The organism is Endozoicomonas sp. Z74 (assembly GCF_057680865.1).
This window is the reverse complement of the sequence record NZ_JBLYZI010000029.1, coordinates 1-25,581: the sequence shown is the minus strand read 5'-3', so window position 1 is coordinate 25,581 and position 25,581 is coordinate 1. Positions and strand designations below refer to the sequence as shown.

Here is a 25,581-nt window from a genome sequence, read left to right as displayed (position 1 = left end):
CGGAAAATGGAGATTACGGATGTCGGTGACTGAACTGAAAAAGACACCACTGTATGACCTGCACCTCTCAAACAACGCCAGAATGGTGCCCTTTGCCGGCTACGAAATGCCTGTGCAATACCCTCTGGGGGTAAAAAACGAACATCTGCACACCCGTGAAAAAGCAGGTCTGTTTGATGTATCCCATATGGGCCAGGTGAAACTCACCGGTGAAGCCGCCGGAGCCATGATGGAATCCCTGACCCCTGTGGACATTATTGATCTGCCAGAGGGCAAACAGCGGTACGCCCTGTTCACCAACCCTGAGGGAGGCATTCTGGATGACCTGATGGTCACCCGCTACGACGACTGTCTGTATGTGGTGGTCAATGCTGCCTGCAAAGACCAGGACATAGCCCATATGAGGGCACACTTGCTACCGGGCGTTGAGCTGGAAGTGCTGGATGACCGGGCCCTGATCGCCCTGCAGGGACCACAGGCCGCAACCGTGATGCAACGGTTGGCCCCGGAAACCGCGGACATGGTGTTTATGGATTCCCGGAGGCTGACCATTGAAGGGGCTCACTGCTTTATCAGCCGTTCCGGCTACACCGGAGAGGACGGTTTTGAAATCTCCATTCCCGCCAGTGACGCAGAACGGATTACCCGCCTGTTGAGCGACCAGCCGGAAGTGGAGCTGATTGGCCTGGGTGCCCGGGACTCACTCCGGCTGGAGTCCGGCCTCTGCCTGTACGGCCATGATATTGATACCAGCACAACCCCGGTTGAAGGCAGCCTGATCTGGGCCATCAGCAAAGTGCGTCGCAAAGAGGGTGCCCGGGCCAATGGCTTCCCCGGTGCAGACAAGATTCTTGAACAGGTTGAGAGCAAACAGATAACGTTCAAGCGTATCGGCCTGATTGGCAGCAGCCGTGCTCCCGTGCGCGAGGGAACGGAGCTGGTCAATAAAGATGACAAGGTCATTGGCCGCGTCACATCCGGCACCTTTGGCCCCACCATTGGAGCCCCCGTTGCCATGGCCCTGGTGGAAGCAGAGTACGCCGGACTGGATACCGAAGTCTTTGCCATGGTCCGTGGAAAACCCCTGCCCATGACCGTCAGCCGAATGCCGTTTATTGAGCAGCGGTATTACCGCGGTTAATGCCTTATCCTGCTTCTGCCCGGCACTTTGGCTGGGCAGTCAGGCCCTGAAAAAAACGATTTAATTCACTTCTTTTATCGATTCAACGCACTGTTGGGCATGTTCATGTGGAAATGGTCTACATTTTCCCCCTGAAACCTGACGAGGCGTTTACACATGAAAAAAAGTCGTTTCGGAATCCTTCTTTTTTCTTCTATAAGTTGCAGCTCAAGTTACGCCGCACATGCCTGGCTCACTCCACTGGAACTCGATATTCTGCTAAAGCCCACCAAGATAGAATCTCACTACGGAATTGTGCCTGACACCCAATTCCTGGCTTATCCCCTTTTCGGTACAACGAAAGGAGCAGAAGGTGGCGGGGATAACCAGCCCCCTCCTGACAGAGAGGAATTTGAGCCGCTCAACCCGGAGCCTCATCAGGAAGACGAAGCTCTGGTAAGTCTTAATTTTTATAGTGTGCAATCATCCCTTGCCGGGCAGCCAGTGCAGCACTCGAGAAGCGACGAAATAACCATGGAACAGCTTCACGAGAGATATCCAGAGCTTTATGGAATGATCAACGACATTTATAAACATAAACCTTCACTCTATGGAGACTTTCACCCTTCAAGGCTAGCCCAAGGTGAGCCCCTTTTTATTCTGACTCACAGGGTACTCAGAGCTCTGAATGCTGCGATTAAGGGTCTGAAAGATAGAAAAAAATATAACCCTCAAAAAAAAGGGTTTGGAAAAGAACTTTTCAGCTTATTTACCACACTTCATATCAATTTACTGACTCCCATTTCAGATTTTTCGACATTAACAACAATCCTGTCAATGTACTTTGAGCAGCCAGCTACAATGGTTCAACTGGTTGAGAGAGTGCAGAATACTGTAGCTTCTCTTCATCACCAGGAACTATTGCAGGACATAAGCCAGAGACAGCTGGTTACCCACTTTATACAGCAAATACCGTCATGGTCATCATCACAATTGGTTGCAACCTCTCTTGGCAATGGAAACCCTAACCTCCCCTGGCTGATCATTGTATTTACCGATAATCAATTTCAAAATGCAGTAGGCCGACAGATAATAGCTGGCCACCACTTTTCGGAATCAAGAATCTCTGTATTTCAAAATAGAATTCAAATCTACTCGCAACTGATCACAGCTATTACAAACTATTTTCATAGAAATGGACTTAACGAGGAACAGTCCGCAGACATCGCAAATTATCTAGTCCATATCCTTCGTCGGAATCCAGCGCTCTTTTATACCATGATGACGGGTGAAAGCAGCCCCCCCGCCTGGATTACTGAAAATAGAGGTGCAGACACTCAACCGCTTCTGCAAGGGCTCAACACTCTGGCTGGGGTAGATCCAAATACAATTACAAATATACTGCGACTGTTATCTTCACCACATCTGGTACAGGCCGCCTCCGCATGGTTAGCTGAACTGGACAATCAGCCAGGAATATCCAGGGACTCCCATCAAACATTTCTGCGCTTCCTGACCTCCCACCTGCCCCAGCGCATAAACCAGGAAACTGCGATCCCATGGATTGTCCATGGCATGTCTTCTCTTCTTCTCCGAGAGGATCACCCCGTTCAAGATGATGATATCCCTGTCATCATCACAGCGCTTATTGCCACCACTCGTGAGCCAATAGAGACCGAAATCAATAATGCTGCACAAGTTTTAAACTACCTGTTAACACATGGCGGTTCAGTTCGCTTTTCGGGAATATCTCTCAAAATGAAGCAACGTGAAATCAACGATCGCCTTAAAAGGGTTTCATTTCCTGACACGTAAATCAAACCAGGAAAAAGACCTTGGGCTCGAATGATTCATTTATGACGAAGAAAGCTGAGAGACGCGATCACAACTTATCATTTAATGACTCATATCAACATTCACTATAGGAAAATCATGAATACTATCGGGGAAGTAACCGTAAACCAACAGGCCAAGAATGCTGTGCCACTGAGCAGTATGTGAGCAATTTACCCAACCCTCTGATGGGTTGAGCCGAGGTTATCCAGCAGCTAAAGCCTTTTGGGAGAAATGGTCTGCAGCAATGCGACCAAAGGATTCTTTCGAACTTACGACAGAGTCCTGGTGAGGATCCCTCTGAAGCCCATTCCGCTTCAGGTCCGTTTTTTCATAATAGTGCAGTCGTTCATTTTAAAGATGTCGACCGTAATGATGCCCTTTGGCTGAAAAAAGGAAAATGGCCTTGGATACCAGCTTGATGATCACCAGCGCCACGGTTTTTATGGCGCTTCTTGGCGGGCTTCTGGCCCTGATGCTGATTATCGCCAATAAACGGCTCTATGTTTATGAAGACCCCAGAATCGATCTGATAGAGAACCTTCTTCCCCGTGCCAACTGCGGTGCCTGTGGTTCACCGGGTTGCCGCGCCTTTGCCCAGGGATTGGTGACGGGCAGCTACGAGCCCGGTCAGTGCACTGCCAATTCCAGCGAAATGAATCAGCGTATCGCCACAAGCCTTGGTGTCGCTCTCAATCAACAGGAACAGCAGTTGCCTCGAATAGCCTGTGCCGGAGGGAACCATGTGGCCTGGCTGAGAGCCCGGTACCAGGGAATGGATGGATGCCGCGCGGCCGACCTGGTCGCAGGAGGCGGTAAAGGCTGCACCTGGGGCTGCCTTGGCCTGGGAGACTGTGCTGTCAGCTGCCAGTTTGATGCTATCTCACTGGATCGAAACGGTTTACCCCATGTGGATGCTGAAAAATGCACCGCCTGCGGTGACTGCGTCGATGCCTGCCCCCGCCTGCTTCTCTCTCTTCACCCCGTCAGCCACCGTCTCTGGGTGGCCTGCAATAACCGCGATTTTGGTGACAAGGCCGAGTCCGACTGTGGCGTTGCCTGCACAGCCTGCGGACGCTGTGTTATGGATGCTGCAGACAACCTGATTGCCCTGAGTAACAACCTTGCCACCATTGATTATTCCCATAATAACAAGGCTGAGAAAACAGCCATCGAGCGATGCCCTACCGGAGCCATTGTCTGGTTCGAAAGAACCGGCCATGAAAAAGACGACACCATCCGCAAGGGCAGACAGGCACGCAAGGTCATCCGCAAGGAAGCCCTGCCAGTAGCCTGAGTGTAAACGGTTTCCGGTTCCGTACCGGAAACCGGCGAATGAGGAAGTGGCGGTAATATCCACATACCGCCGAAGGTCTGTGAGCATTTTTGCAGTTTTCTGCAAGCTATTCCTTAAAATAAGGAGCATCCCCTTGGCAACTCAGCAAAAAAAGCAGTTCAAATACCCTGGCAGTCGTATGGCCATTGATGGCAACACCGCTGTCATCCTTTGTGAGCGGGAAGCATCGGATGCCGCAGGTGCCTACCCCATTACTCCCTCCACCCAGATGGGGGAATACTGGGCGGAACAGGCATCCGCCGGCCATATCAATGTATCGGGCAAGCCTCTTATATTTGTTGAGCCAGAATCAGAACACGCCGCTGCTGCGGTGACCGCCGGCATGTCAATGAGTGGGCTGCGGGCCACCAACTTCAGCTCCGCCCAGGGCATCGCCTTTATGCATGAGTCTCTGTACGCGGCCGTTGGCAAGCGCCTGCCCTATGTGCTGAATGTCGGTGCCCGGGCCATCACCAAAGCGTCATTAAATGTTCACTGCGGCCATGACGACTACCACTGCATAGACGACACAGGTTTTTTCCAGATGTTCGCAGCCAATGCCCAACAGGCTGCGGATCTGAACCTGATCGGCCGCAAGATAGCCGAACTCTCCCTGACCCCCGCTGCCGTTGCCCAGGATGGATTCCTGACCACCCACCTGATCGAGCCGGTGATGGTACCGGAGCGCGAACTGATTGAAGAGTTCTGTGGCAAGCCCGACGACATTATTGAGTGCCCCACCCCGGCCCAGAAAATGATCTACGGTGAAAAACGACGCCGGGTTCCTGAACTCTGGGATGTGGACAATCCGGTGGTGGCAGGAAGTGTCCAGAACCAGGATGCCTACATGCAGTCCGTGGCAGCCCAGCGCCCCTATTTCTTCGAGCATATTTCAAACATTACCGATGAGTGCATGGAAGAGTACTACCAGCTCACGGGACGCCGGTATCAGCGTATTATCGAATACTCCATGAGCGATGCAGAGTATGTCATCCTGGCCCAGGGCTCCCTGGCCGAGCAGGCCTGTGCCGTTGCTGACTACCTGAGAAGCAGCCGCCAGCTGAAAGTGGGTGTGATCAACCTGACCATGTACCGTCCTTTCCCCGGCGACCTGATCAGCAAAGCCCTGAAAGGCCGTAAAGGGGTTGCTGTGCTGGAAAGAACCGACCAGCCCCTGGCAGAAGACCTGCCCATTATCCGTGAAGTCCGTGCAGCATTGACCAAATGCCAGGAAAATGGGCTGGCCCGGGGAGAGAAACCCTACCCTTCTTACGACAGTTATGAGTTCCGGGACATGCCCCGGCTCTATTCTGGCTGCTACGGCCTGGGTTCAAGGGATCTCCAGCCAGAAGGGGTCATTGCCGCCATTGAAAACATGCTGCCCGAGGGGGAACAGAAAACCTTCTTCTACCTGGGCATTGACTTTTACCGGGAAGAATCCCAGAACCCGAAAGAAGAAATCCGTCAACAGGCATTGCTTGACGCTTATCCCGATATCCGTTCCCTGAGCCTCAAGGGCTCCGAAAACCCGGACCTGCTGCCTGAGGGTGCCATCACCGCCCGTCTGCACTCCATTGGCGGCTGGGGCATGATCACCACCGGCAAAAATCTGGCTGTCACCCTTTACGACCTACTGGGCTATGACATCCGGGCCAATCCAAAATACGGTTCAGAAAAGAAAGGGCAGCCCACCACGTATTATCTCTCCGCGGCACCGGAACCCATTCGGCTCAATTGCGAATACCATTACGTGGATGTGGTCATGTCGCCGGACGCCAAAGTCTTCAACCACTCCAACCCGCTGTTTGGACTCAAGCCGGAAGGTGTGTTCATTATCCAGAGCGCCCTGAAATCCCCGGAAGAGGTCTGGGCCACCATCCCACTGCAGCACCAGCAGTACATTGTGGATCACAACATCCGCATCTTTTACCTGGATGGTTTCAAAATTGCCCGGGAAGAAGCCTCTAATCCTGAGCTGCAATACCGCATGCAGGGAAATGCCTTCCAGGGTGCCTTCTTTAAAGCTTCACCGCTGTTGTCCAGGGGAGAGTTGACCGAAGAGGAGCTGTTTGAGGCCATTCACACCCAGCTGGAGCACAAGTTTGGTCATAAAGGGGCCCATGTGGTCGAGGACAATATCCGGGTGGTTCGCCGGGGCTTCGACGAGCTGGTTGAAATCACAGAAAAAACCGTAGGGGCCTCCCTGCCGGAAGTACGCAGTGAAGAAAAACTGCCAGTGATGCTGAAGCAGGTGCCCGTCAGCAGCAACCCCCAGGCCGACCTGCACAAATTCTGGGACCAGACCGCGGCTTTCTATGCCAAAGGCCAGGGCGACAGTAACCCTGCCGACCCGGACATGGCCTTAAGCCTGATGCCAGCCGGTACCGGTGCCTACCGGGATATGACCAATATCCGGTTTGAATACCCCCAGTGGCTACCAGAGAACTGCACCGCCTGCGGCGACTGTTTCACTATCTGCCCTGACAGTGCTCTGCCCGCTTTGGTCAACACCTTTGGCGAAGTGTTCGAAACGGCCATCAACCGGATTGAAACCAGTGGTACTCCCACCCGCTTCCTCCGGAGGGATTGCCGCAACCTGGAAAAACGGATCCGGGAACTGGTGGACACCCAGGGTGAACAGGCTGACGTCAGCCGTCTTATTGATCAGGCGGTGCTGGAACACCTGAGCCAGTCTGAACTGGAGGGCAGCCAGAAAGCCGCCCAGGAACTGGAGTTCACCCTGCTGCTGGATCAGCTGGGCCAGTTTGACTTCGCCATTACCAAACCCTATTACACCAGCCGTGAAAAGAAAGCGAAAGGCTCTGGCGGGCTTCTGTCCATCACCGTGAACCCCAACACCTGTAAAGGGTGTATGGAGTGTATCCAGGTGTGCAGTGATAACGCCCTGGTGGCGAAGCCTCAAACCGATGAGGTGGTGGATACCCTGCGGAAAAACTGGGATTTCTGGATGGACCTGCCCACCACCAGCCACCAGTTCAGCCGGATTGATGACCTGGATGAAAAGGTCGGCGCCCTGGAAACCCTGTTGATGGACAAAGGCAACTACCTGTCCACGGTCTGCGGCGATGGTGCCTGCCTGGGTTGTGGTGAAAAGAGCATCATCCACCTGTTTACCGGTACCGTCACGGCCCTGATGCAACCCCGGGTCAAACGTCACCTTGAAGAAATCGACAGCCTGATCAAACAACTGGAAACCCATATCCGCATGAAACTGGCCGGGGGGGTCGACATCACCAATGTCGACGCTATTGAGCAGGCCATCGATGCCCACCAAAACGATGATCTGACCCTGGCCAACCTCACTGAAAGTCTTTCTACCTCCGGGGCCAGTACCCCCATCGATCCGAAATGGCTGCGCTGGGTGACCCAGTTGATGGAGAAGCTGAAGCACCTGAGGTGGTGCTATACCGAGGGAACCACAGGTCGCGGCCGTGCGGCCATGGGCATCACCAATGCTACAGGCTGTACTTCCGTATGGGGCGCAACCTATCCCTACCACCCCTACCCGTTCCCATGGGCCAACCACCTGTTCCAGGACAGCACCTCTCTGGCCATGGGTATCTTTGAAGGGCATATGGCGAAAATGGCCGAAGGGTTCAAGGCCATACGACAGGTGAAGCTGGAGCTGGCAGGCCAGTACGAATCGGAAACCCACGACAATTTCTTTACCTACTTCGACTGGAAACAGTTCTCGGACGATGAATATCGCCTGTGCCCACCGGTGGTGGCCATTGGTGGCGATGGCGCCATGTACGACATTGGTTTCCAGAACCTGTCCCGGGCCATGGCTTCAGGCACGCCGTTGAAAGTGCTGGTGCTGGATACTCAAGTCTATTCCAACACCGGCGGCCAGGCCTGTACCTCCAGTTTTGTCAGCCAGGTGGCGGATATGAGCCCCTACGGCAAGGCCAAGCACGGTAAAACCGAGATGCGCAAGGAGATCAGCCTGATCGGAATGGCCCACCGGACCAGCTTTGTCCTCCAGAGTTCCACGGCCCATACCACCCACCTGCTGGAAGGCTTTATCGATGGTCTGAACAGCCGCCACCCGGCCCTGTTCAACCTCTATGCAGCCTGCCCGGTAGAACATGGTATTGGCGACGATATGGCCCGCCACCAGTCCCGGCTGGCCGTGGACTCCAGGGCATACCCTCTGTTCCGGTATGATCCTGATGCCGGTTCCAGCTATCAGGACTGCGCTTCCATTGAAGGCAACACCAGCATTCAGGAAGACTGGGTCTCCTATCCGGTGAAGTATCTGGATGAGGAGGGTAACCAGCAAACCCTGCAGCTACCCCTGACATTTGCGGACTTCGCTCTGACCGAGGGACGGTTCAGCAAACACTTCCGGCGGGTACCTGCAGAGAACTGGAATGACCAGATGGTACCGCTCCACGAATTTCTGGATATGGACAACAGCGATCGTGAAGGCCTCTATCCCTATATTATGGCGACGGATAAGGACAACCATCTGACCCGGGTTCTGGTGGCTGCAGAGATGGTCAACTCCTGCGACGAACGTCGTCATTTCTGGCGTCAGCTGCGAAGCCTGACCGGTATTGATCATCAGGCTGTCACCCGGGAAGCCGCTGAACAGGCCAGGGTTGAACTGGCCAGTTCCCTGACCGCCAGGATTCAGGAGTTGATGGGCGGCGTCGAGGTGGCACCGTCAATCATCACCACAGAGGCGGACAACCGGATACCGGCAATGGAAGTGGGCGGCTCAGAAGGGGTCTGGCTGGAAAGTCCGGAGTGTACGGCCTGTGATGAATGCATCAACATTGCCCCGGGGGTGTTTGCCTATGGGGAAGATGGCAAGGCCTATATCAAGGACCCCAGGGGGGCTTCCTTCAAGGATATTGTCAAGGCGGCAGAAAAATGCACCGCAGGCAGCATCCATCCGGGAGTTCCCTGGGACCAGGGCGAAAAAGACCTGGATAAGCTGATCAAGCGGGCAGAGAAATATCAGTAATGCCCTGAAGTGGACTCACTGGTGGTTCCGGAGCATCAAGGAGTGCCCCGGAACCTTTCTCTGCCCCTTGAAGGACGTGCCATGCAATCATCAGCACATGCAACCGAACCTTCCTGGACGTGGTTACGGCGGTTTCGCCCCAAAGGCTTTGGCAGCGGTATCCACCCGGAAGATCATAAAAACCTCACAGAGCACCGTTCCATACGACGAATGCCTTTTGCCCGGCAGATCATCCTGCCCCTGGCACAAAGTATTGGAGCCCCTGCGGAGGCCATTGTATCCCGAGGCCAGCAGGTGGTCAGGGGTGAACCTGTGGCCAGGGCGGGCGGATACGTCTCTGCCCCCATTCACGCCCCTGTCACAGGCATCGTCACCGCCATTGATGAGCTGGTGTCCATGCCCAATGGGCGCAAGACACCCGCCATCGTCATTCAAACCTGCCCCCATTCCGATCAGGTCATCCGTTACCGGAAAAACCGGAGCATCGATGCCATGGGCATTGACGAACTGATTCAGGCGGTTCAGGACGCAGGCGTTGTCGGGCTGGGGGGAGCCGCCTTTCCCACCCATGTGAAAATGAAAGCCCCCAGGGACAAACCGGTTCATACCCTGGTAGCCAACGGCTGTGAATGTGAACCCTACCTCACCTGTGATCATCGGATCATGCTGGAGCAACCGGAGAACATTCTGGCCGGTATTCGCCTGGCCATGGCCACCACCGGTGCCCAACGGGCCATTATCGGTATAGAAGACAACAAGATGGACGCCGTGGAGCGTCTGAAGGAAGCCATTAGCCAGCAGCAGGAAAAGACCATCACCTGCGAGGCAGTACCCACCTGCTACCCCCAGGGCGCTGAAAAAATGCTGCTGAAAAGTTTGCTGAGCCAGGAGGTTCCTGCCGGTGGTATCCCTGCGGATATCGGCTGTGCCGTATTCAATGTCGGCACACTGGCCCAGATCGGTGAACTGGTCCCTTCAGGCCGGGGGTTAATAGAGAGGATCGTCACGGTCAGTGGCCCGGGAGTCAGTAAACCCGGTAACTACCTGATCCCTCTTGGTACGCCTCTCCCCTTTATTCTGGAGCAGGCCGGTGCCATGACCGATCCGGGTATGATTGTGCTCGGTGGCCCCATGATGGGAACCAGTATCGCCACCCGGGACATTGCCACCACCAAGGGCATCACGGGCATTCTGGTGTTTCCCCCGGAGCGGCTCCCCAAAAACAGCACCCGGGAGATGCCCTGCATTGGCTGCCGCGCCTGCCTGGAAGCCTGCCCCATGCATCTGAACCCGTCCACTCTCGGTAAGCTGGCGGCAGTGGACCGATATCAGGAAATGGCCGACGACTATCACCTGATGAACTGCTTTGAGTGTGGTTGCTGCAGCCATGTGTGTCCGGCCAGCATTCCACTGACCCAGAAAATCCGGATCGCCAAAAGCGCCCTTAGACAGAGGAAGCATTGAAAATGTCCGGCCCCTCACAACCATTGACGATTCAGACGTCCCCCCATCTGAAAAAACCATTGAGTGTCCAGCAGATTATGGGGCATGTCATACTGGCCCTGCTGCCGGTCTGCGCCTGGTCTGCCTGGCAATTTGGCCTGAGTGCTCTGGCCCTGCTTCTGGTCACCACCTTGTCCTGTGTTGCCACGGAGCATCTGTTCAACCGACTTTCCGGGCAACGACTGCCGTTTCATCAGGGCTCGCTGTCGGACCTCAGCGCCATCATTACCGGGTTGCTGCTGGCATTAACCCTGCCACCGGGCTTTCCCCTGTGGATGGCAGCGGTAGCCGGCTTTATGGCCATCGCCCTGGGGAAGATGCTGTTCGGAGGTCTTGGCCAGAACCCGTTTAACCCCGCCCTGGTGGGAAGGGCTTTTGTTCAGGCGGCTTTTCCGGTATCCATCACCACCTGGACGCCGGGCTTTCTGCCAGAACGATTTGCGTCGTTTATTCCCTCCAGCCTGGCAATGCCCTTCATGTCTCCTGCGGACAGCGCCACCTGGATCAGCAACCAGGTGGACGGCGTTTCCAGCGCCACCGCCCTGTCCCTGTTCAAATTTGATCAGGTGACCACGTCCACCAGCGACCTGGTGCTGGGGATGGCTCACGGTTCTACTGGAGAAACCTCGGCTCTGCTGATTCTCCTGGGAGGCGCCTTTTTGATCGCCCGGGGAATCATCAGCTACAAGATTCCCCTGGCCGTGATGGCAGGAGCACTGATCACCAGCCTTCCTTTCTGGCTGATGGACACCACTCAATACCCCTCACCTCTGTTTATGCTGTTCTCCGGAGGATTGATGTTTGCGGCGGTGTTTATGGCCACGGATATGGTAGGCACCCCGCTGACACCGGTGGGCATCTGGATTTTCGGTCTGTTTATCGGCGCCATGACGGTCATCATCCGGCTCTTTGGCGGGCTGCCGGAAGGCGCCATGTATGCGGTCCTTCTGGCCAACGCCCTGGCACCTCTGATTGACTCAGTGACCCAGCCCCGGGCCTTTGGAACCCGCCTTAAACCCGTTTCACCGGCAGCAAACAACAATAAGGAGGAAGTGTGATGACGGAGACAACACCGGACATTCCTCTGCAACCACTGGACTCTGGCACCGAACCAACCGCCATGAAACCCGCTGATCAGCCCGCGCCCCCGGCCCTGGCCATGCTTCGGACACTGGTGATTACCGCTCTGCTTTCCGGGTTTCTGGTGGTGCTGGTGGTTCAGTGGGCCAGCCCAAGGATTGAACAGAACCAGAAAGCCGCCACAGAAGCCGCGGTATTTAATGTGATCAAAGGGGCCACCGTCAGCCGGACGTTTCGAATCAGTAAGCAGGGTGTTCAACCAGCCGATACCCCGAATGCATCAGGATTCATCCTGTATGGCGGATATGACGACAGTGGGCGTTTACTGGGACTGGCCATCCCCGGGGTGGCCACGGGTTACGCCGGCCCGGTTTATATTCTGTTTGGCTACCAGCCCCGGCAGCAGGTCATCAATGCCTATCAGGTGCTGACCATGACCGAAACGCCCGGACTGGGTGATAAAGTGCTGACCGACCCGGACTTCCTGGCCAATTTCAAGGCTCTGGACGCCCGGTTGAATGACGATGGCAAAGCCCTGGCCAATGCCATTGTCACGGTCAAGAACGGCACCAAAAACCATCCCTGGGAAGTGGATGCCATCAGCGGTGCCACCATTACCTCAACCGCCATCGGCAAAGCGATCAACGACAGTGCCCGGCAATGGCTGCCTCTGGTACAGCGCTATCTCGACCAGTTTCAACTCAGTGACCGTTCCAATGAAAAAGAGCACAGCGGAGGCCAGTCATGAGTGAGCCATCCGAATATGAACCCATCCGCCCGGACACCTTTTTGCGGGGACTCTGGAAAGAGAACCCGGTGTTTGTCATGTTATTGGGCATGTGTCCGGTACTGGCGGTAACGAACTCCGCCATTAACGCCATCAGCATGGGGCTGGCCACCACCTTTGTGCTGGTGATGTCCACAGTGCTGATCTCCCTGGTGCGGAACTGGATTCCCGGACAGGTGCGCATCGTCACTTACATTGTGATTATTGCGTCGTTTGTCACCATCGTGGATTACCTGATCCAGGCCATCAGCCTTGACCTGTACAATGCCCTCGGCGCTTTCATTCAGCTGATCGTTGCCAACTGTGTCATTCTCGGCCGGGCTGAGTCTTACGCCTCCCGGCAGAAACCGGCTACCACCCTGGTGAACAGCCTGGGTACCGGGCTCGGGTTTACCCTGGCCCTGTTGAGCCTGGGGTCGGTTCGGGAGCTGCTGGGGGCGGGCGCCCTTTTCGGGCTGCCGGTTATGCCCTCCGGATTCGAACCCTGGGTGGTCATGCTGCTGCCACCCGGCGGTTTTTTTGTCCTGGGCTGCTGGCTGCTGCTGTTCGCCTTTATTGAAGTCCGCCAACAAACTTCCACGGTTTCTGCTCAGGAATCAAGTCATGGAGAATGTCATGGACAATGAAAGCCTGATCAGCATTTTTCTCAACGCCTCCATTGTCAGTAACTTTGTTCTGGCCATGTTCCTGGGCATCTGCCCTTTCCTGGGGGTCTCCGGCAAAAAAGACACGGCCTTGAATATGGGGCTGGCCACCACCTTTGTGATGGTGGTCAGTTCTGCCAGTGCCTATGCCATTAATCTCCTGCTGGCCTGGCTGAACATTGAGTTTCTGCGGCTGATCTGTTTTATCGCCGTGATTGCCTCATCGGTTCAGCTGGTGGAAATGTTTGTGAAAAAATTCAGCCCGGCCCTGTTCCAGGCCCTGGGTATTTTTCTGCCCCTGATTACCACCAACTGCGCCATTCTGGGTCTGGCACTGTTCCAGACCAGTCGGGAGTATAACTTCTTCCAGAGCATCACCTTCGCCCTGGGCGCTGGAGCTGGATTCAGCCTGGCCCTGCTGCTGATGGCGGGAATCCGGGAAAAGCTGGAGCTGGCAAATACTCCCGCCGTCGTACGGTCAGGAAAGGGGGCAGCTGCATTGACCCTGATGATCGGCGGCAGCCTCTCCCTGATTTTCATGGGCTTTGCGGGGCTGGGCGGGTAATGCTATCCAAAGCATTGCTCAGTGCACTGGTGCTGTTTACCGCCATGGCTCTGTGGCTGGGGGTACAGCACCTTTACCGCCGGTTTGCCAAAGCGCACCCGGAGTGTGGACCTTTTCGACAGGACGGCGGTAACTCAACCTGCGAATGTTGTGCTTCCAGGCAGAGTTGTCTTCAAAAACGAATCTGAACGCTTAACGATTGCCAGGCACTAACGATTGCATCCTTGCTGGGCCAGGAATGGGTTTAATTGGCCGACCATCCAGGTAATTCACACCTTGGAGGGTTAAACCGTCTTCTGCCTCAAAAAGCAGCAGGCCCGTTAAATAACCGGTTTGAAGCCAGGTGTTGCCATCTGGGCCACTGGGAGTTACCGGCCCTTCGATCAACTTCAGATGCCCCTCCTTAATGGCCAGGAATCGAACCATTTTAAAAGAGGCCTCCTGTTTTCGGTCATCTAACTTCAGTGCTAATGTCCCCTCCTGTTCTGCACCAACCAGGAAACGATCGCGAATGCCTCTTCTGATCAGCTGAGCCATAGGCCAGAGCAATAAATTGAGCCGTTCCCGGTTCACAAAAAACAACAGTGTTGGCAGATAATCCACATACTCTTCAGGATCAACTGCCAGCCCCGGGAAAAAGCCTGGTAAGCCATACTCCCTGAACCGGCTGGCGAAATAACCGGGCTTTCCTTCCCTCAGATCAAGAAGGGGCCCTCTGGTTCTATAACAAAGTTCGGACAGCGTCCGGTTACCCACGACTCCACATAAGCTGACCAGTTTGAGAAAGTGGCTGGATGGAATACCAAAAGAGATCGGGTAGGCTTTCTGATAGCTGCTGATGATTAATTGAAACTCATCCCGGGTTAGCTCTTCCAGAGAAATCAGCCGGGTAGACGTCATCGCCAGAACAGCTTCCTCCCGTTTTTTCAGTCTCTTCAGGTAGCGCCCTGTATGCTGTTGATCCCTGTCAAGATACACTTCCTGAAGCTCTTGATTGACAGCCAGCAACTCATAACGGGGAAACTGGACCACGGGCTTGAGGTTCGCAAGATCCGAGAACATCAGCGCTGTGTTCGGATCAACGCCCAGAAGCTCAAGACACACGTCACTCATACCCGCCGAAGCCAGCCCCAGACATTCCCTCCGGGCCATTTGATATACATGAACATCATTACCATCCCGTGGGCTGGCCTCGGGTAGCGGCTTGCTGTTATGGAGCATAAAATACTGGAACTTTCCCCCGGTCAAGCCAAACCTCAACGCCAGGTTTTTATAATTGGCCAGCTGCCTGATCAGTTTCAGCTCCTGCTCATACCACCTGAGATCACCCGTGAATATTTCAACCTTTGACGCATCAGGGGGAACCGGTATCTCTGCCATTGTTTTAGTGGTAGTGGCTGGAGTCAGATAGTCAAGGCGGCTTCCTCTGGTAACGGCAGGAACCCTCAGAGGCCGGGAGGCAAGCGATGCTCTTCCGTTGATTTCCCAGGCAGGTAACGACAGCCATCGATGCTCAGTATGAGAAAAGGTTTTCTGGATATAATGGCTGTAAATCTTCCGGTTCTCCTCTGCGTTTAACCACTCAGTATCTTTCATTAAGTCAGAGGCCCTTCGATAACAATTCAAACTGGCCACTTCCTGAACGGGTAACCCACACAACAACATCAGCCAGTTAAAGGCTTCCCCAGTGGGTATAGAGGTTTGATTATGAATCTTTACAACCCAGGGATTCATTTTCTGAAGTAGCTGCTGTCTGGTATCGCAACTCAATTGAGAAAATTTTGTGACCTTGTTTCCAAAAGGCAGATAGGTCAGCCTTTTATACTGATTTTTATAATCTTTCTTTTTGTAGGAAGCGGTAACCGATTGAAATTCGCGTGCAGCAAAGAAATCTTCTTCTTTGTTTTTCAGCCGGAATATCAGGGGATAGGAAACAATCGGGTCACGTTCGAACACATCATACACCCACTCTTTCATCCCAGGCTCAACAAAAAGATCAGACAACGCCATAAGACAGTTTTTGGGTTCTCTTTTGTCACGCTCAATGGGCTTAATATCCATAAGCTGCTGACCATCCGCCTGGTCTTCAGGTATCTCCTTTTCCTGGTCACCGATATCCAGTATCTCCTTCCCAGTTAACGGCTCCTCCCGGTCACCTGTTTGACTGCCCGGATTCATACTCTGGTAGATATAAGTGGCTACCAGAACAGCCAGACTACCGCCAGCATAGTAGCGCCAGGATTCAACCAGGGCTTCATAAAAGCGACGGCTTACTTCCACATTGATGCTTGCCTTAATGGCGACCCGGCCCTTCCCGGGTCCCGGCACTACTTTTTTTATCTGCGACCTGGAACAACCAGGTTCCGAAACAGCCTTCTCCGAAGGGAGAGTACGGTGAGACGGCTTATTATTGACTGGCAAAACGGTATTTTCAGCCTGTTTACCAACGGATTTACCAGGCTGTGAGGTTGACGCCACCTTTGCCAGTGGATTGCGATCAATGGCAGCATTGGTACTGTCTGCGTCCTCAGAAAGAGGCCTGAACTTCTCTGCAGTGCTCTTTTCCCCGAACGGCATGCCGGGATGTTTTTTGCGCTTCCCTCCCTTTTTTTTCCCGCCGGCTTTACTCTTCACAACCGTTTTCCATTCATCCTGGTCACTCGTTCCAGAGCGACAGGAACAGGCTGACACCCTGTGGGATTGTTCCGTTGCCAGAGGTATCTGGCCGTTTTCCAGACTTTCCGCTGACTCTGAAGTAACAGCATCCGCCATGGCGTGGCCATTGAGGCTCTTTTGTTCCTGTTCCTTTTCTGGTTGTATCTGCCCAGTGGCAACCGGGTCACTTTCATCAACATCACTCTCAGAGGTACTGTTTTCAGCCAGATTAATCACTATGGGAGAAATGAGTGGAACGGAATAAGAAAGGTTACTAAGCCCATTTGAAGAGTTTGAATTCTGGACAGAATCGCCAGGGGTCAGAGGGGAATCATTAGCAGTGACAAGCTCAGTCAATGACGCCGGAGGAGGAAGAAAAGTAAACAGAGGAATAAACGTCGACTGGATATTTGCTGGAAAAATGGGCTGTCCCTGGGAAAAGGCTGTCGGGTGTCCTGCCCAAAGATAATCCTCAGGATCCATTCCGGCTTCCTGGAGGTTAAGATCATATAGCTGACGATACCATTCGATGATTTCCGGACTGTTGCTGGCCCCCTCTGGGAACTTTATGACACCGCCATAAACAACAATAAGCCCCTTGCTGAGCAGCCTTTCAATCAGACCTGAAAATAACACGGTTGCCGTAAACAGTTTTTTCGCTGAAATGTACTGAAGGGTGGCCGTCCCACTCTTTTCCAGATTTGATTTACCAGCACCCGCGTAATCAGAATCAGCCGGGTTCACCCAGTCACAGCCACCATTATTGACTTTTACCAACACCCAGATATCCCTGAGATTGTGGTTGTTTGTCAGGAAAACATCGGGCAGCTGCCCATTATATTCTTCACCTGGGGGGAAAAAAATAAAGTTGCCATAAATCACGGTATAACCGTGAGCTCTCAACAGGTTTGTCAAATACCAATGACGCGGCTCTGAATCCAGCAGGAAACTTTCACGGGAATGAGGATTATCCTGGTCACCACGCCGAAGATTGCGGCGCTCCAACCTCTTTTGCTGACGGCTTTCAGATGAGGTGGCTGCTGATACCCCAGGCTGCCCCCTGTTAAGTTCATGGGGGCTGAAGTCCGTATCGCCGGATAAGAAATCCATGACCAGGCCCTCTTCCGCCCCGCCAATAGCACCAGAGTCGCCAGTGATGCCTTCCTCATGCACCTCAGAATCTGCTGCTAACTGACTTGAAGATGGATTGCCATGGTCGTCCAGTTGGATAGAAGACAAATGCATACCCGAAGGCGCTCCGCCAGGGCCCTGATACTCTGGAATGAATACCACTGGTTGATCTTCATCCCCATCAGGAAGATGGCGTTCAATCCAACCTGGCAGCGACTGAGATTCAGCCAGATTTTGATAAAAAACAAACCCCTGATAGATAATGATATGCCCCTGGTTATAGCGCTTCCTGCAAGCTTGCAACGTTTTTTTCTGACCATTGAGCAAATCACTTAACTTTCTCCAGTCCCCCACTTGCCAGTCATCGTCTGAACCCAGTGCGGGGAATGACAGAAAAAGGCCCCCTAATAACAGACAACCTGCCTGACGGATTATTGCACTGACCCTGCAGTCCATAACGGTCCTATTTTATGACTTGTGCTTTGGGAAGACTGCTCAAAAACTAGCTGGCTTGAACCCATCCAGCCAGAACAGGGCTATTTGCAGGTCACCGATAGAGAGCAGTCAGGCCTCCGGGACGGGACAAGAACCTCTTTGCGCCCTGAATGCCTATAAGCAATCCCCGGATAAATATTTATTTTTATTCAAAAAACATGCATAATCCGTCGCATCAACTTCAGTGAGAGACTGACGACTCCAGTGCCTGGGGATCGCCTCCCACCCACTTTCCGTCCCCTTTCAAAGAAAGTTGGTAGCCCTGCAGGGACTTTGCAGGACAACCCCTTCCCATTGACCCATACTTTCCCCTATGACTGACTCAAGGGCTGAATCGAGGAAACCCAGGCTAGATATGAAGCAGTACACAGCCTTGAAAACCCGGCAGGTGGCCAGCCTGTCTAACTGGTTGACGTTTTTAATCCCCTCATTGTTGGGCGTACTCCTGTTTGTGACCCCGGTCAGTGTGGACGGCAATTTCACCATTCCCGTCGCCCTTCTGGCCAGCGCCCTTAAATCAGCCATTGGTGAAAATCTCACCGCCCTCATCACTGCGGTGGTCACTTTTACCGGGCTGGTCACACTGGTGACTAAACTGTTCAGCCCCGGAATCATTCTGGATCGTCCTTTTCTGGTCACACTGTTCGATGTCAGCCCTCTTTGGTGTGGCGTCCGACTGGCGGGCATGGTGTTTATTCTGCTGAGCTTTTTCCAGGTGGGTCCTGAGTTAATCTGGTCTGGTGCCACGGGGGGAATGGTATTGAATGACCTGCTGCCTACCCTTTTTGCCGTCTTTATTTTTGCCGGGCTGCTGCTCCCCCTGTTGATGAACTTTGGCCTGCTGGAACTGCTGGGAACACTGATGACCCGGGTTATGCGCCCAGCCTTTAACCTGCCAGGCCGCTCCGCTATTGACTGCATTGCCTCCTGGCTTGGAGATGGCAGTGTGGGCATTCTGATGACCAGTAAACAGTATGAAACCTCCTATTACACCCAGAGAGAAGCAGCGGTAATTGGCACCACATTTTCCATTGTCTCCATTACTTTCTCACTGGTAGTGATTGCCCAAGTCGGCCTGGAACACCTCTTTGCCCCGTTTTACCTGACGGTTTGCCTGGCAGGGATAGTGGCCGCTTTTATTGTTCCCAAGCTACCACCTCTGTCCAGAAAGAAAGATGTCTTTATCTGCGGGCGGGTTCGCAGCGACGACGATGAAGTCATTCCAGCTGGCACCAGTGCCTTTGCCTGGGGAGTTGACCAGGCCCTGACCAAGGCCGCCCGAATCAGCAATCCCCTGCATGTATTAAAAGACGGTGCCAAAAACGCCGTTGACATGGTGTTTGGTGTACTGCCGGTGGTCATGGGGATCGGAACCATCGCCCTGGTTATTGCGGAATACACGCCCGTGTTCAACTATATGGGCATCCCGTTTGTGCCACTGCTTGAACTGCTGCAAATACCCCAGGCGGAGGCGGCATCCACAACCATGATGGTGGGCTTTGCGGATATGTTTGTGCCTTCCATACTGGCAGCCTCGATCGACAATGAGATGACCCGGTTTGTTATTGCAGCGCTCTCCCTGACTCAATTGATCTACCTTTCAGAAGTGGGTGCGCTGCTGCTGGGCAGTAAAATACCGGTCACACTGGTTGAGCTGTTTATCATTTTTATTCTTCGTACTCTGGTCACTCTGCCTGTTATTGCAGGCGTTGCCCATCTGATTTTCTGACCCTTCCTGTCCGCCCCAACCGGGCGGACTGCCAAGCTACTTAATTATACGAGCAACCGCCCTGAACTCAGGAGCCTCGGCCGTTTTCATCAGCTCAAAAAGCGCCATTTCAACACTGGTCAGGTCAGCTCCAGCGGCCGCCATTTTATCCAGAGCGACTTCCTTATTCTGAAGCGTTCTGGAGGAAACGGCATCCACCACTACTTCCACCTCATAACCGGCATCCAGCAAATCCCGAGCGGTCTGGTAGACACAAATATGGGCTTCAATCCCCATCAGCAACACCTGCCGACAACCGCTCTTTTCCAGAGCCTTGAGAAAATCCGGCTCACCCAGACAGCTGAATGAGGATTTGTGGATAGGTTCAATCCCCCCCAGCTCCTTTGCCAGGGGTTCAATGGTCGCCCCCAGTTTTTCAGGAATCTGTTCCATCCAGATGATAGGCAGCTGCAGCTCCCGGGCTCCCCTGGTCATGGCTACCAGTTGATTAAAGAGTGCTTCGTGTTCATGCATTAACCTGGCCAGCTTGCCCTGAACATCCACAATCACCAGAGCTGTATTTTCAACCGTAAGCATTATGAACTCCCTTTATGAGATGACACTTTCATGGGTGTATTAGCCATCATCATATCAGATCCTTACTTGAATCCATGTTGTCATATTTTGTTGCATCTCGTTATCTTTTGATCTGAGTCCATTTTTTTCATTCTTCGGCAGGATATAGTCCTTTTACAGCCTGAAGGAGATAGTGGCCACAGGAGACGCAAGGGAAAGTGGGATAAAAAACCGGATGTGGAGAGCACTTCATGACAAGCGTCACCAATATACACGACACTGTAGTAGATATGGATATTCATGGAGCTGGTATGGAGCAAGCCATGAGCCGCTTCCAGAAGCTGCGTTCACTGGCCCATCAAATAGAGACTGAGCCCTGCCTGATCTGTTGCGAAACAGAACATGACAGTAATAATACGGTCATTCATGCCCAATTCGACTTCTGCTGCGCTGCAGAAAAAATTATTTTTCAATTGAACTGCGCCTTTAACAGCCGGTACCACCATAGTCACTGATAAACCAATACCCATAACGCAAGAAACCGCTTGCCCCCTCACCCTGCAGAGCTCAACAGTAAAAAGCCCCGAGACAGGGGTTTTTTACTTTATCTGAAGACTGGCGTCATATAATGACGGGCGCCAGAAGAAAAGCGAAAACCACGCACAGAGAGATACACACAACCCCGGGAATAAAAAACGGATGATTGAACACAAATCGGCCAATACGTGTTGATCCGGTATCATCCATTTCCACCGCGGCCAGAAGCGTCGGGTAGGTTGGAAGCACAAACAGCGCACTGACTGCTGAGAATGAAGCAATGGCCGTCACAGGATCAACCAGAGCCAACGCGGCAGGCATCAGGGCACGGGTCGTCGCTGCCTGGGAATAAAGCAACATCGAAGCAAAGAATAAGGTCACTGCCAACAGCCATGGATAACTGTCGAGCACTCCGCCGGCAACCCGCTGGATACTTTCAATATGAGCCCCTACAAAGGTGTTACCAAGCCAGGCCACACCCAGAACACAGATACAGGCGCTCATGCCAGACTTGAAGGTCTGGGCATTGAGAATACGGTTGGGATCAATCCTGGTCACCAGGGTAATCAGACAGGCCGCCGTTAGCATAAACACCATAATGGCGCTGTTTCTGGGTAGAACCGGGTTTTCAATGATCCCTACTTTGTCACTGATTAAGGTGGCATAAACCACCACAGCCAGTATCGTCAGGCCAAAAATCCCCACAGACAATCTGGCTCCCTTTTTAATGCCCTGTTCGTGATGTTCACGGTGACGAATTAACCCTTTGGCCAGCCGTTCCTGGTAAACCGGGTCTTTCTTCAGATCCATCCCCAGAAAGTTGCAAATAACCGCCGTCAGCATGACCGCCAGGAAGGACGTTGGGATACTGATCATCAACAGATCCAGATAGCCAATATCAAAGGGCTCAAGGAACCCACTGAATACCACTACCGCAGCCGATACAGGAGAAGCGGTAATGGCCACCTGGGATGCAATAACCGCAATACTCAGAGGCCGGGATGGCCGAACCCCATTCTCCTTGGCCACCTCAGCAATAACCGGCAATGTTGAGTAGGCAGTATGCCCTGTTCCTGCCAACAGGGTCATAATATAAGTGACCGCCGGGGCCAGAAAGGTAATGTATCTCGGCTGGCTTCTAAGCATTTTTTCTGCCAGCTGAACCAGATAGTCGAGCCCTCCGGCCACCTGCATGGCGGCCACGGCACCAATAACGGCCATGATGATCAAAATGACATCAACGGGAATTCCCCCGGGAGCCATGCCAAGGCCCAGGGTCAGCACCCCCACACCCACCGCACCGGCAAACCCGATACCAATGCTGCCAATTCGGGCTCCCAGAAAAATAAAGGCCAGAACCACCGCCAGCTGAAGCCAGATCATAGCGTCTCCTCAAGGGTTCAGCGTAGGATTTGCTATAACTCAACCGCTCAAGAAGCTGAGATGACCTTTGCAAATCCAGCACCTCAAAATAAACAGCAACAACCGGAAGCAGTTATAAAGATGGATCAGAAACAGGAACATCCTTCGTATCTGAACCTGAACAGCAGGAAGCCAACGGTTCTATCTTTACATTCGACAATTACCGCAGGCAATTGAGCACTCACTGACTAAATACTAACCACTAAAAAGCGATAAATAAATGTGCCGGTTAAACGCGCCTTTCCTCCGTTTTAGCTGAAAGCCACCCTGACAATTATTTGCAGTTAGCGGAACCTGGTATAGAGTTTGAGGAACCGCCCATGATACAACCCTGAAACTCAGGATTTGCAGAATAATGACCCACAATACCGGTGCAGACATCATCATCATTGGAGCAGGTATCGCTGGCACGGGCCTTGCCGCCATGCTGGATTCCCGCCTGAAGGTCATTATTCTGGAGGCAGAGGAATACCCCGGCTATCACTCCACGGGACGTTCAGCAGCCGTACTCATACAAAACTATGGCAACCCGGTCATTCGCCAGCTTACCCGCCTGAGCAGGCCTTATCTTGAGTCCCCTCCCCAGGAGCTGAGTCAACGCAGCCTGTTGCACAGAAGAGGGTGCCTTTTCCTGGGAACTGAAACCACCTGTGGTGATATTGATGAGCTCCTCAGGCAGGCTGAAGGGTTGGTGGAAGTCAGTGTCGAAAAAGCACTTGAACTCATTCCCGCTCTAAAACAGGAAAAAATACTCAAAGCCGCCTATGAAGCCTCAGCTTCTGACATAGATGTTGCTGCGCTCCACCAGGGGTGGCTGGCAATGGCCAAAGCCCAGGGAGTCCTCCTTGAACTTCGTCAACCGGTTGACAGGATTGAGAAAACAGGCAAGAGTTGGGTAGTGACAACGGCATCAGAAGAATTTTCCGCTCCCATCATTGTCAACGCATCAGGAGCCTGGGCTGATACCATAGCCAGCATGGCTGGAATTCGTGCCCTTGGCATCACCCCCAAAAGAAGAACAATTGCGGTGCTGCCTGAACCTCCATCGTACACCGTTGATCATTGGCCTATGTTTGGCAACATCAATAACACCTGGTATGGAAAGCCAGAAACCGGAAAACTACTTGTTTCTCCAGCGGATGAAGACCCTGTTGCTCCCCAGGACGTGTATGTGGATGACAGGGTTCTCGCAGAAGGGCTTTATCGATTTGAACAGGCAGTCAATTTTCCGGTTACCCGGGTTGAAAGGAGCTGGGCCGGTTTACGCTGCTTTGCGCCAGACGATACTCCTGTAGTGGGATTTGCTCTTGAGAAGGAAGGTTTTTTCTGGCTGGCCGGACAGGGTGGCTATGGCATTCAGACCGCCCCGGCGTTATCGGCTCTAGCTGCAGCGTTAGTCACGGATACTCAACCAGATAGCCAATACCCACCGGAATTGGTGGCAGGTCTTTCTCCCTCCCGTTTTAACTCCCTTTAAAGGGGTCAGTCAGAGATCATTTCAGCCAACCCCCTGATAACGGGGCTATCTGTTTTTTACGATTTTTTTCTTATGTCGGGTTTCTTGCGTGATAACCATTTCATGAATCGTATCAGGCAGTTCACCAGGATCAAACGAAGGCGTCGTGTTGATATTGACCTCACTGGCAGTAAGAAGAGCATCCTCTGCAAAATTGCATCCAGTATTATCGTATACTGCGTATTCATTGATATTAGGTACCGCTGTCATAGCATCCTTGCCCTTTTTCCTCGCTGAGGATTTGGCACCCGCTTTCGGGTCAGTATCCGATGACTTTCCCTCCAGCCTGACCATTTTATTGCCACCTTCGTGTAATAATACCGTGCAATAATTCCAGACAAACGGCCCCGCCAAACCTCGACCTTCACGGGTTACACCGACGATCAGGCCTGACTTAACAACATTTGCCAGCAACCAGCCCTGATTCCAAACATAGGTAAAATAGCTGTTTTTATAGTGATTACCCACTTTCTCATAGGATTCTGTTTTCTTAAAATCTCGATCAATGGTTGACACACTGCTGGCTAAGAGCCCACTACCATATTGGTATGCATATGCCCCCGTCGGGTCAGAGGGCTCAACATAACGGACCGCAAAAGGAGTACTGTTTGAATACTTCATTAGCTCATCATGTATCCTGTAATCATCCGATTTAAATGAAAGCCTATCTGTGTGGCGAAAATATTTATCTTCCTGAACATCCAGGGCTTTGATTCCACCCGCCCGAAGAAGGTCAAAAGCATAGACAGAAAAAAAGAAACTTTCATCTAACATTCTTCCCCTGGTTCCTAACGCAATGCCTTCCTTATAATACGATGTTTTCTTTTGAACCGGATCAGGCATATTTTGAACAACGGTTTCGAAACCGTATTTTGCAACAGGAATGGCAACATCGGTAAGTACATAGGAAAAAAGCCCATATCCCTGACCCGCCACATACGAAAAAGCATTCCAGGTTTTAGAACCAATATAAACTGCACTAGACACAGTTCCAGAGCCAAAATTATAGGCTCCTGATAAAGCTCCAGAGCCTAGATTATAGGCTGCTGACATAGACTCAGAAGTCAAATAAGATAAGCCCATTATACCTTTTTTTAGAACGGCCGAGACCTCCTCTAGATTTATATTACCTCCATTCACTGGAGTACTGGGCAATCTCGGACTTCCAGGCACTTCATCAAATTCAATAAAACTTCCACTCTCACCTGGATTCAAAGGATCCACTTCAATTGAAGAGGGTTGAGCCGATGAAATTTCTGAAAAAAAAGTCAGAATAACTAACACAAAGGTTATTTTATTATTCACTATGAACTCCTTAACACCTTCCTAAGGCATCTCTGTTATCATTGATAACCTCATACATCCATTTTTTTAAATGCATTTTATTGAACTGATCCTGCCATCACCTTCAAACCCTGTCATAGATATGAAGGGAGGTATTAAGCCAACAAAACACTCTAACTTATTGGATTACCTGCTTTGACAAAAAAAATAAACGAACGTTCAGAATTTAAACAAAAACAATAGAAAGAGTTTTCTAAATAAGAAGCCATGGCGCTGTTCAAATTAAGTGTTGCTCTACCCAATGTATAGAAACTTGATCTAAAAAAGCCTCCTCTGAGAAGAGTTGAGTTTTAAGAAACCTTTTCCACCCGAGGTAACGAGACAGGTATTTTGTTG

The 25,581-nt window shown here is 52.4% G+C and carries 17 protein-coding genes; 13 read left to right on the top strand and 4 right to left on the bottom strand.

Annotated features, from left to right (window positions below; translation table 11 throughout):
• The first annotated feature begins 25 nt into the window (after positions 1-25).
• From gcvT to ACNRUY_RS10665, 10 genes are all read left to right on the top strand, one after another.
• On the top strand, positions 26-1,141 hold the full coding sequence (gene gcvT, locus ACNRUY_RS10710) for a glycine cleavage system aminomethyltransferase GcvT (RefSeq protein WP_488111645.1): 1,116 nt from the start codon (positions 26-28) through the stop codon (positions 1,139-1,141).
• A 156-nt stretch (positions 1,142-1,297) separates the two neighbouring features.
• A complete protein-coding gene (locus ACNRUY_RS10705; protein WP_488111623.1) occupies positions 1,298-2,935 on the top strand; it encodes a hypothetical protein in 1,638 nt (545 codons plus the stop codon).
• A 424-nt stretch (positions 2,936-3,359) separates the two neighbouring features.
• Entirely contained in the window at positions 3,360-4,250 is an 891-nt protein-coding gene (locus ACNRUY_RS10700) for an RnfABCDGE type electron transport complex subunit B (protein WP_488111622.1), read from the top strand.
• A 133-nt stretch (positions 4,251-4,383) separates the two neighbouring features.
• Positions 4,384-9,282 carry a 2-oxoacid:acceptor oxidoreductase family protein gene (locus ACNRUY_RS10695; RefSeq protein WP_488111621.1) on the top strand — a complete coding sequence of 1,633 codons (4,899 nt, stop codon included), beginning with the start codon at positions 4,384-4,386 and terminating at the stop codon, positions 9,280-9,282.
• Positions 9,283-9,363: 81 nt separating this feature from the next.
• A complete protein-coding gene (gene rsxC / locus ACNRUY_RS10690; RefSeq protein WP_488111620.1) occupies positions 9,364-10,746 on the top strand; it encodes an electron transport complex subunit RsxC in 1,383 nt (460 codons plus the stop codon).
• A gap of 2 nt (positions 10,747-10,748) precedes the next feature.
• Positions 10,749-11,843: an RnfABCDGE type electron transport complex subunit D gene (locus ACNRUY_RS10685; RefSeq protein WP_488111619.1), complete on the top strand. Its 1,095-nt coding sequence runs from the start codon at positions 10,749-10,751 to the stop codon at positions 11,841-11,843.
• Complete coding sequence (locus ACNRUY_RS10680; protein ID WP_488111618.1) at positions 11,843-12,613, top strand: RnfABCDGE type electron transport complex subunit G; 771 nt, start codon at positions 11,843-11,845, stop codon at positions 12,611-12,613. The genes ACNRUY_RS10685 and ACNRUY_RS10680 overlap by 1 nt, the downstream gene beginning before the upstream one ends.
• Positions 12,610-13,278 (top strand): electron transport complex subunit RsxE, encoded by a 669-nt coding sequence (gene rsxE / locus ACNRUY_RS10675; RefSeq protein ID WP_488111617.1) that lies wholly within the window; start codon positions 12,610-12,612, stop codon positions 13,276-13,278. Before ACNRUY_RS10680 ends, rsxE begins: the two co-directional genes overlap by 4 nt.
• Positions 13,256-13,861 (top strand): electron transport complex protein RnfA, encoded by a 606-nt coding sequence (locus tag ACNRUY_RS10670; RefSeq protein ID WP_488111616.1) that lies wholly within the window; start codon positions 13,256-13,258, stop codon positions 13,859-13,861. The genes rsxE and ACNRUY_RS10670 overlap by 23 nt, the downstream gene beginning before the upstream one ends.
• Positions 13,861-14,049: a hypothetical protein gene (locus ACNRUY_RS10665; protein WP_488111615.1), complete on the top strand. Its 189-nt coding sequence runs from the start codon at positions 13,861-13,863 to the stop codon at positions 14,047-14,049. Before ACNRUY_RS10670 ends, ACNRUY_RS10665 begins: the two co-directional genes overlap by 1 nt.
• 4 nt (positions 14,050-14,053) lie before the next feature.
• Here ACNRUY_RS10665 and ACNRUY_RS10660 read toward each other — a convergent pair whose 3' ends face one another.
• Entirely contained in the window at positions 14,054-18,103 is a 4,050-nt protein-coding gene (locus ACNRUY_RS10660) for a hypothetical protein (RefSeq protein WP_488111614.1), read from the bottom strand.
• Positions 18,104-18,497: 394 nt separating this feature from the next.
• Between ACNRUY_RS10660 and ACNRUY_RS10655 the strand changes: the two genes are divergently transcribed.
• Positions 18,498-19,871 (top strand): YjiH family protein, encoded by a 1,374-nt coding sequence (locus ACNRUY_RS10655; RefSeq protein WP_488111613.1) that lies wholly within the window; start codon positions 18,498-18,500, stop codon positions 19,869-19,871.
• A 36-nt stretch (positions 19,872-19,907) separates the two neighbouring features.
• Here ACNRUY_RS10655 and ACNRUY_RS10650 read toward each other — a convergent pair whose 3' ends face one another.
• On the bottom strand, positions 19,908-20,447 hold the full coding sequence (locus ACNRUY_RS10650) for a hydrolase (RefSeq protein ID WP_488111612.1): 540 nt from the start codon (positions 20,445-20,447) through the stop codon (positions 19,908-19,910).
• Between the two features lie 230 nt (positions 20,448-20,677).
• Here ACNRUY_RS10650 and ACNRUY_RS10645 point away from each other — a divergent pair, with 230 nt between their 5' ends.
• On the top strand, positions 20,678-20,941 hold the full coding sequence (locus ACNRUY_RS10645; RefSeq protein ID WP_488111611.1) for a DUF406 family protein: 264 nt from the start codon (positions 20,678-20,680) through the stop codon (positions 20,939-20,941).
• 106 nt (positions 20,942-21,047) lie between these two features.
• Here the strand turns inward: ACNRUY_RS10645 and ACNRUY_RS10640 are convergent, their stop codons facing one another.
• Complete coding sequence (locus tag ACNRUY_RS10640) at positions 21,048-22,346, bottom strand: anaerobic C4-dicarboxylate transporter (protein WP_488111610.1); 1,299 nt, start codon at positions 22,344-22,346, stop codon at positions 21,048-21,050.
• A 394-nt stretch (positions 22,347-22,740) separates the two neighbouring features.
• Here ACNRUY_RS10640 and ACNRUY_RS10635 point away from each other — a divergent pair, with 394 nt between their 5' ends.
• A complete protein-coding gene (locus tag ACNRUY_RS10635; RefSeq protein ID WP_488111609.1) occupies positions 22,741-23,862 on the top strand; it encodes an NAD(P)/FAD-dependent oxidoreductase in 1,122 nt (373 codons plus the stop codon).
• A gap of 45 nt (positions 23,863-23,907) precedes the next feature.
• Here ACNRUY_RS10635 and ACNRUY_RS10630 read toward each other — a convergent pair whose 3' ends face one another.
• A complete protein-coding gene (locus ACNRUY_RS10630) occupies positions 23,908-25,206 on the bottom strand; it encodes a hypothetical protein (RefSeq protein WP_488111608.1) in 1,299 nt (432 codons plus the stop codon).
• Positions 25,207-25,581: the final 375 nt, after the last annotated feature.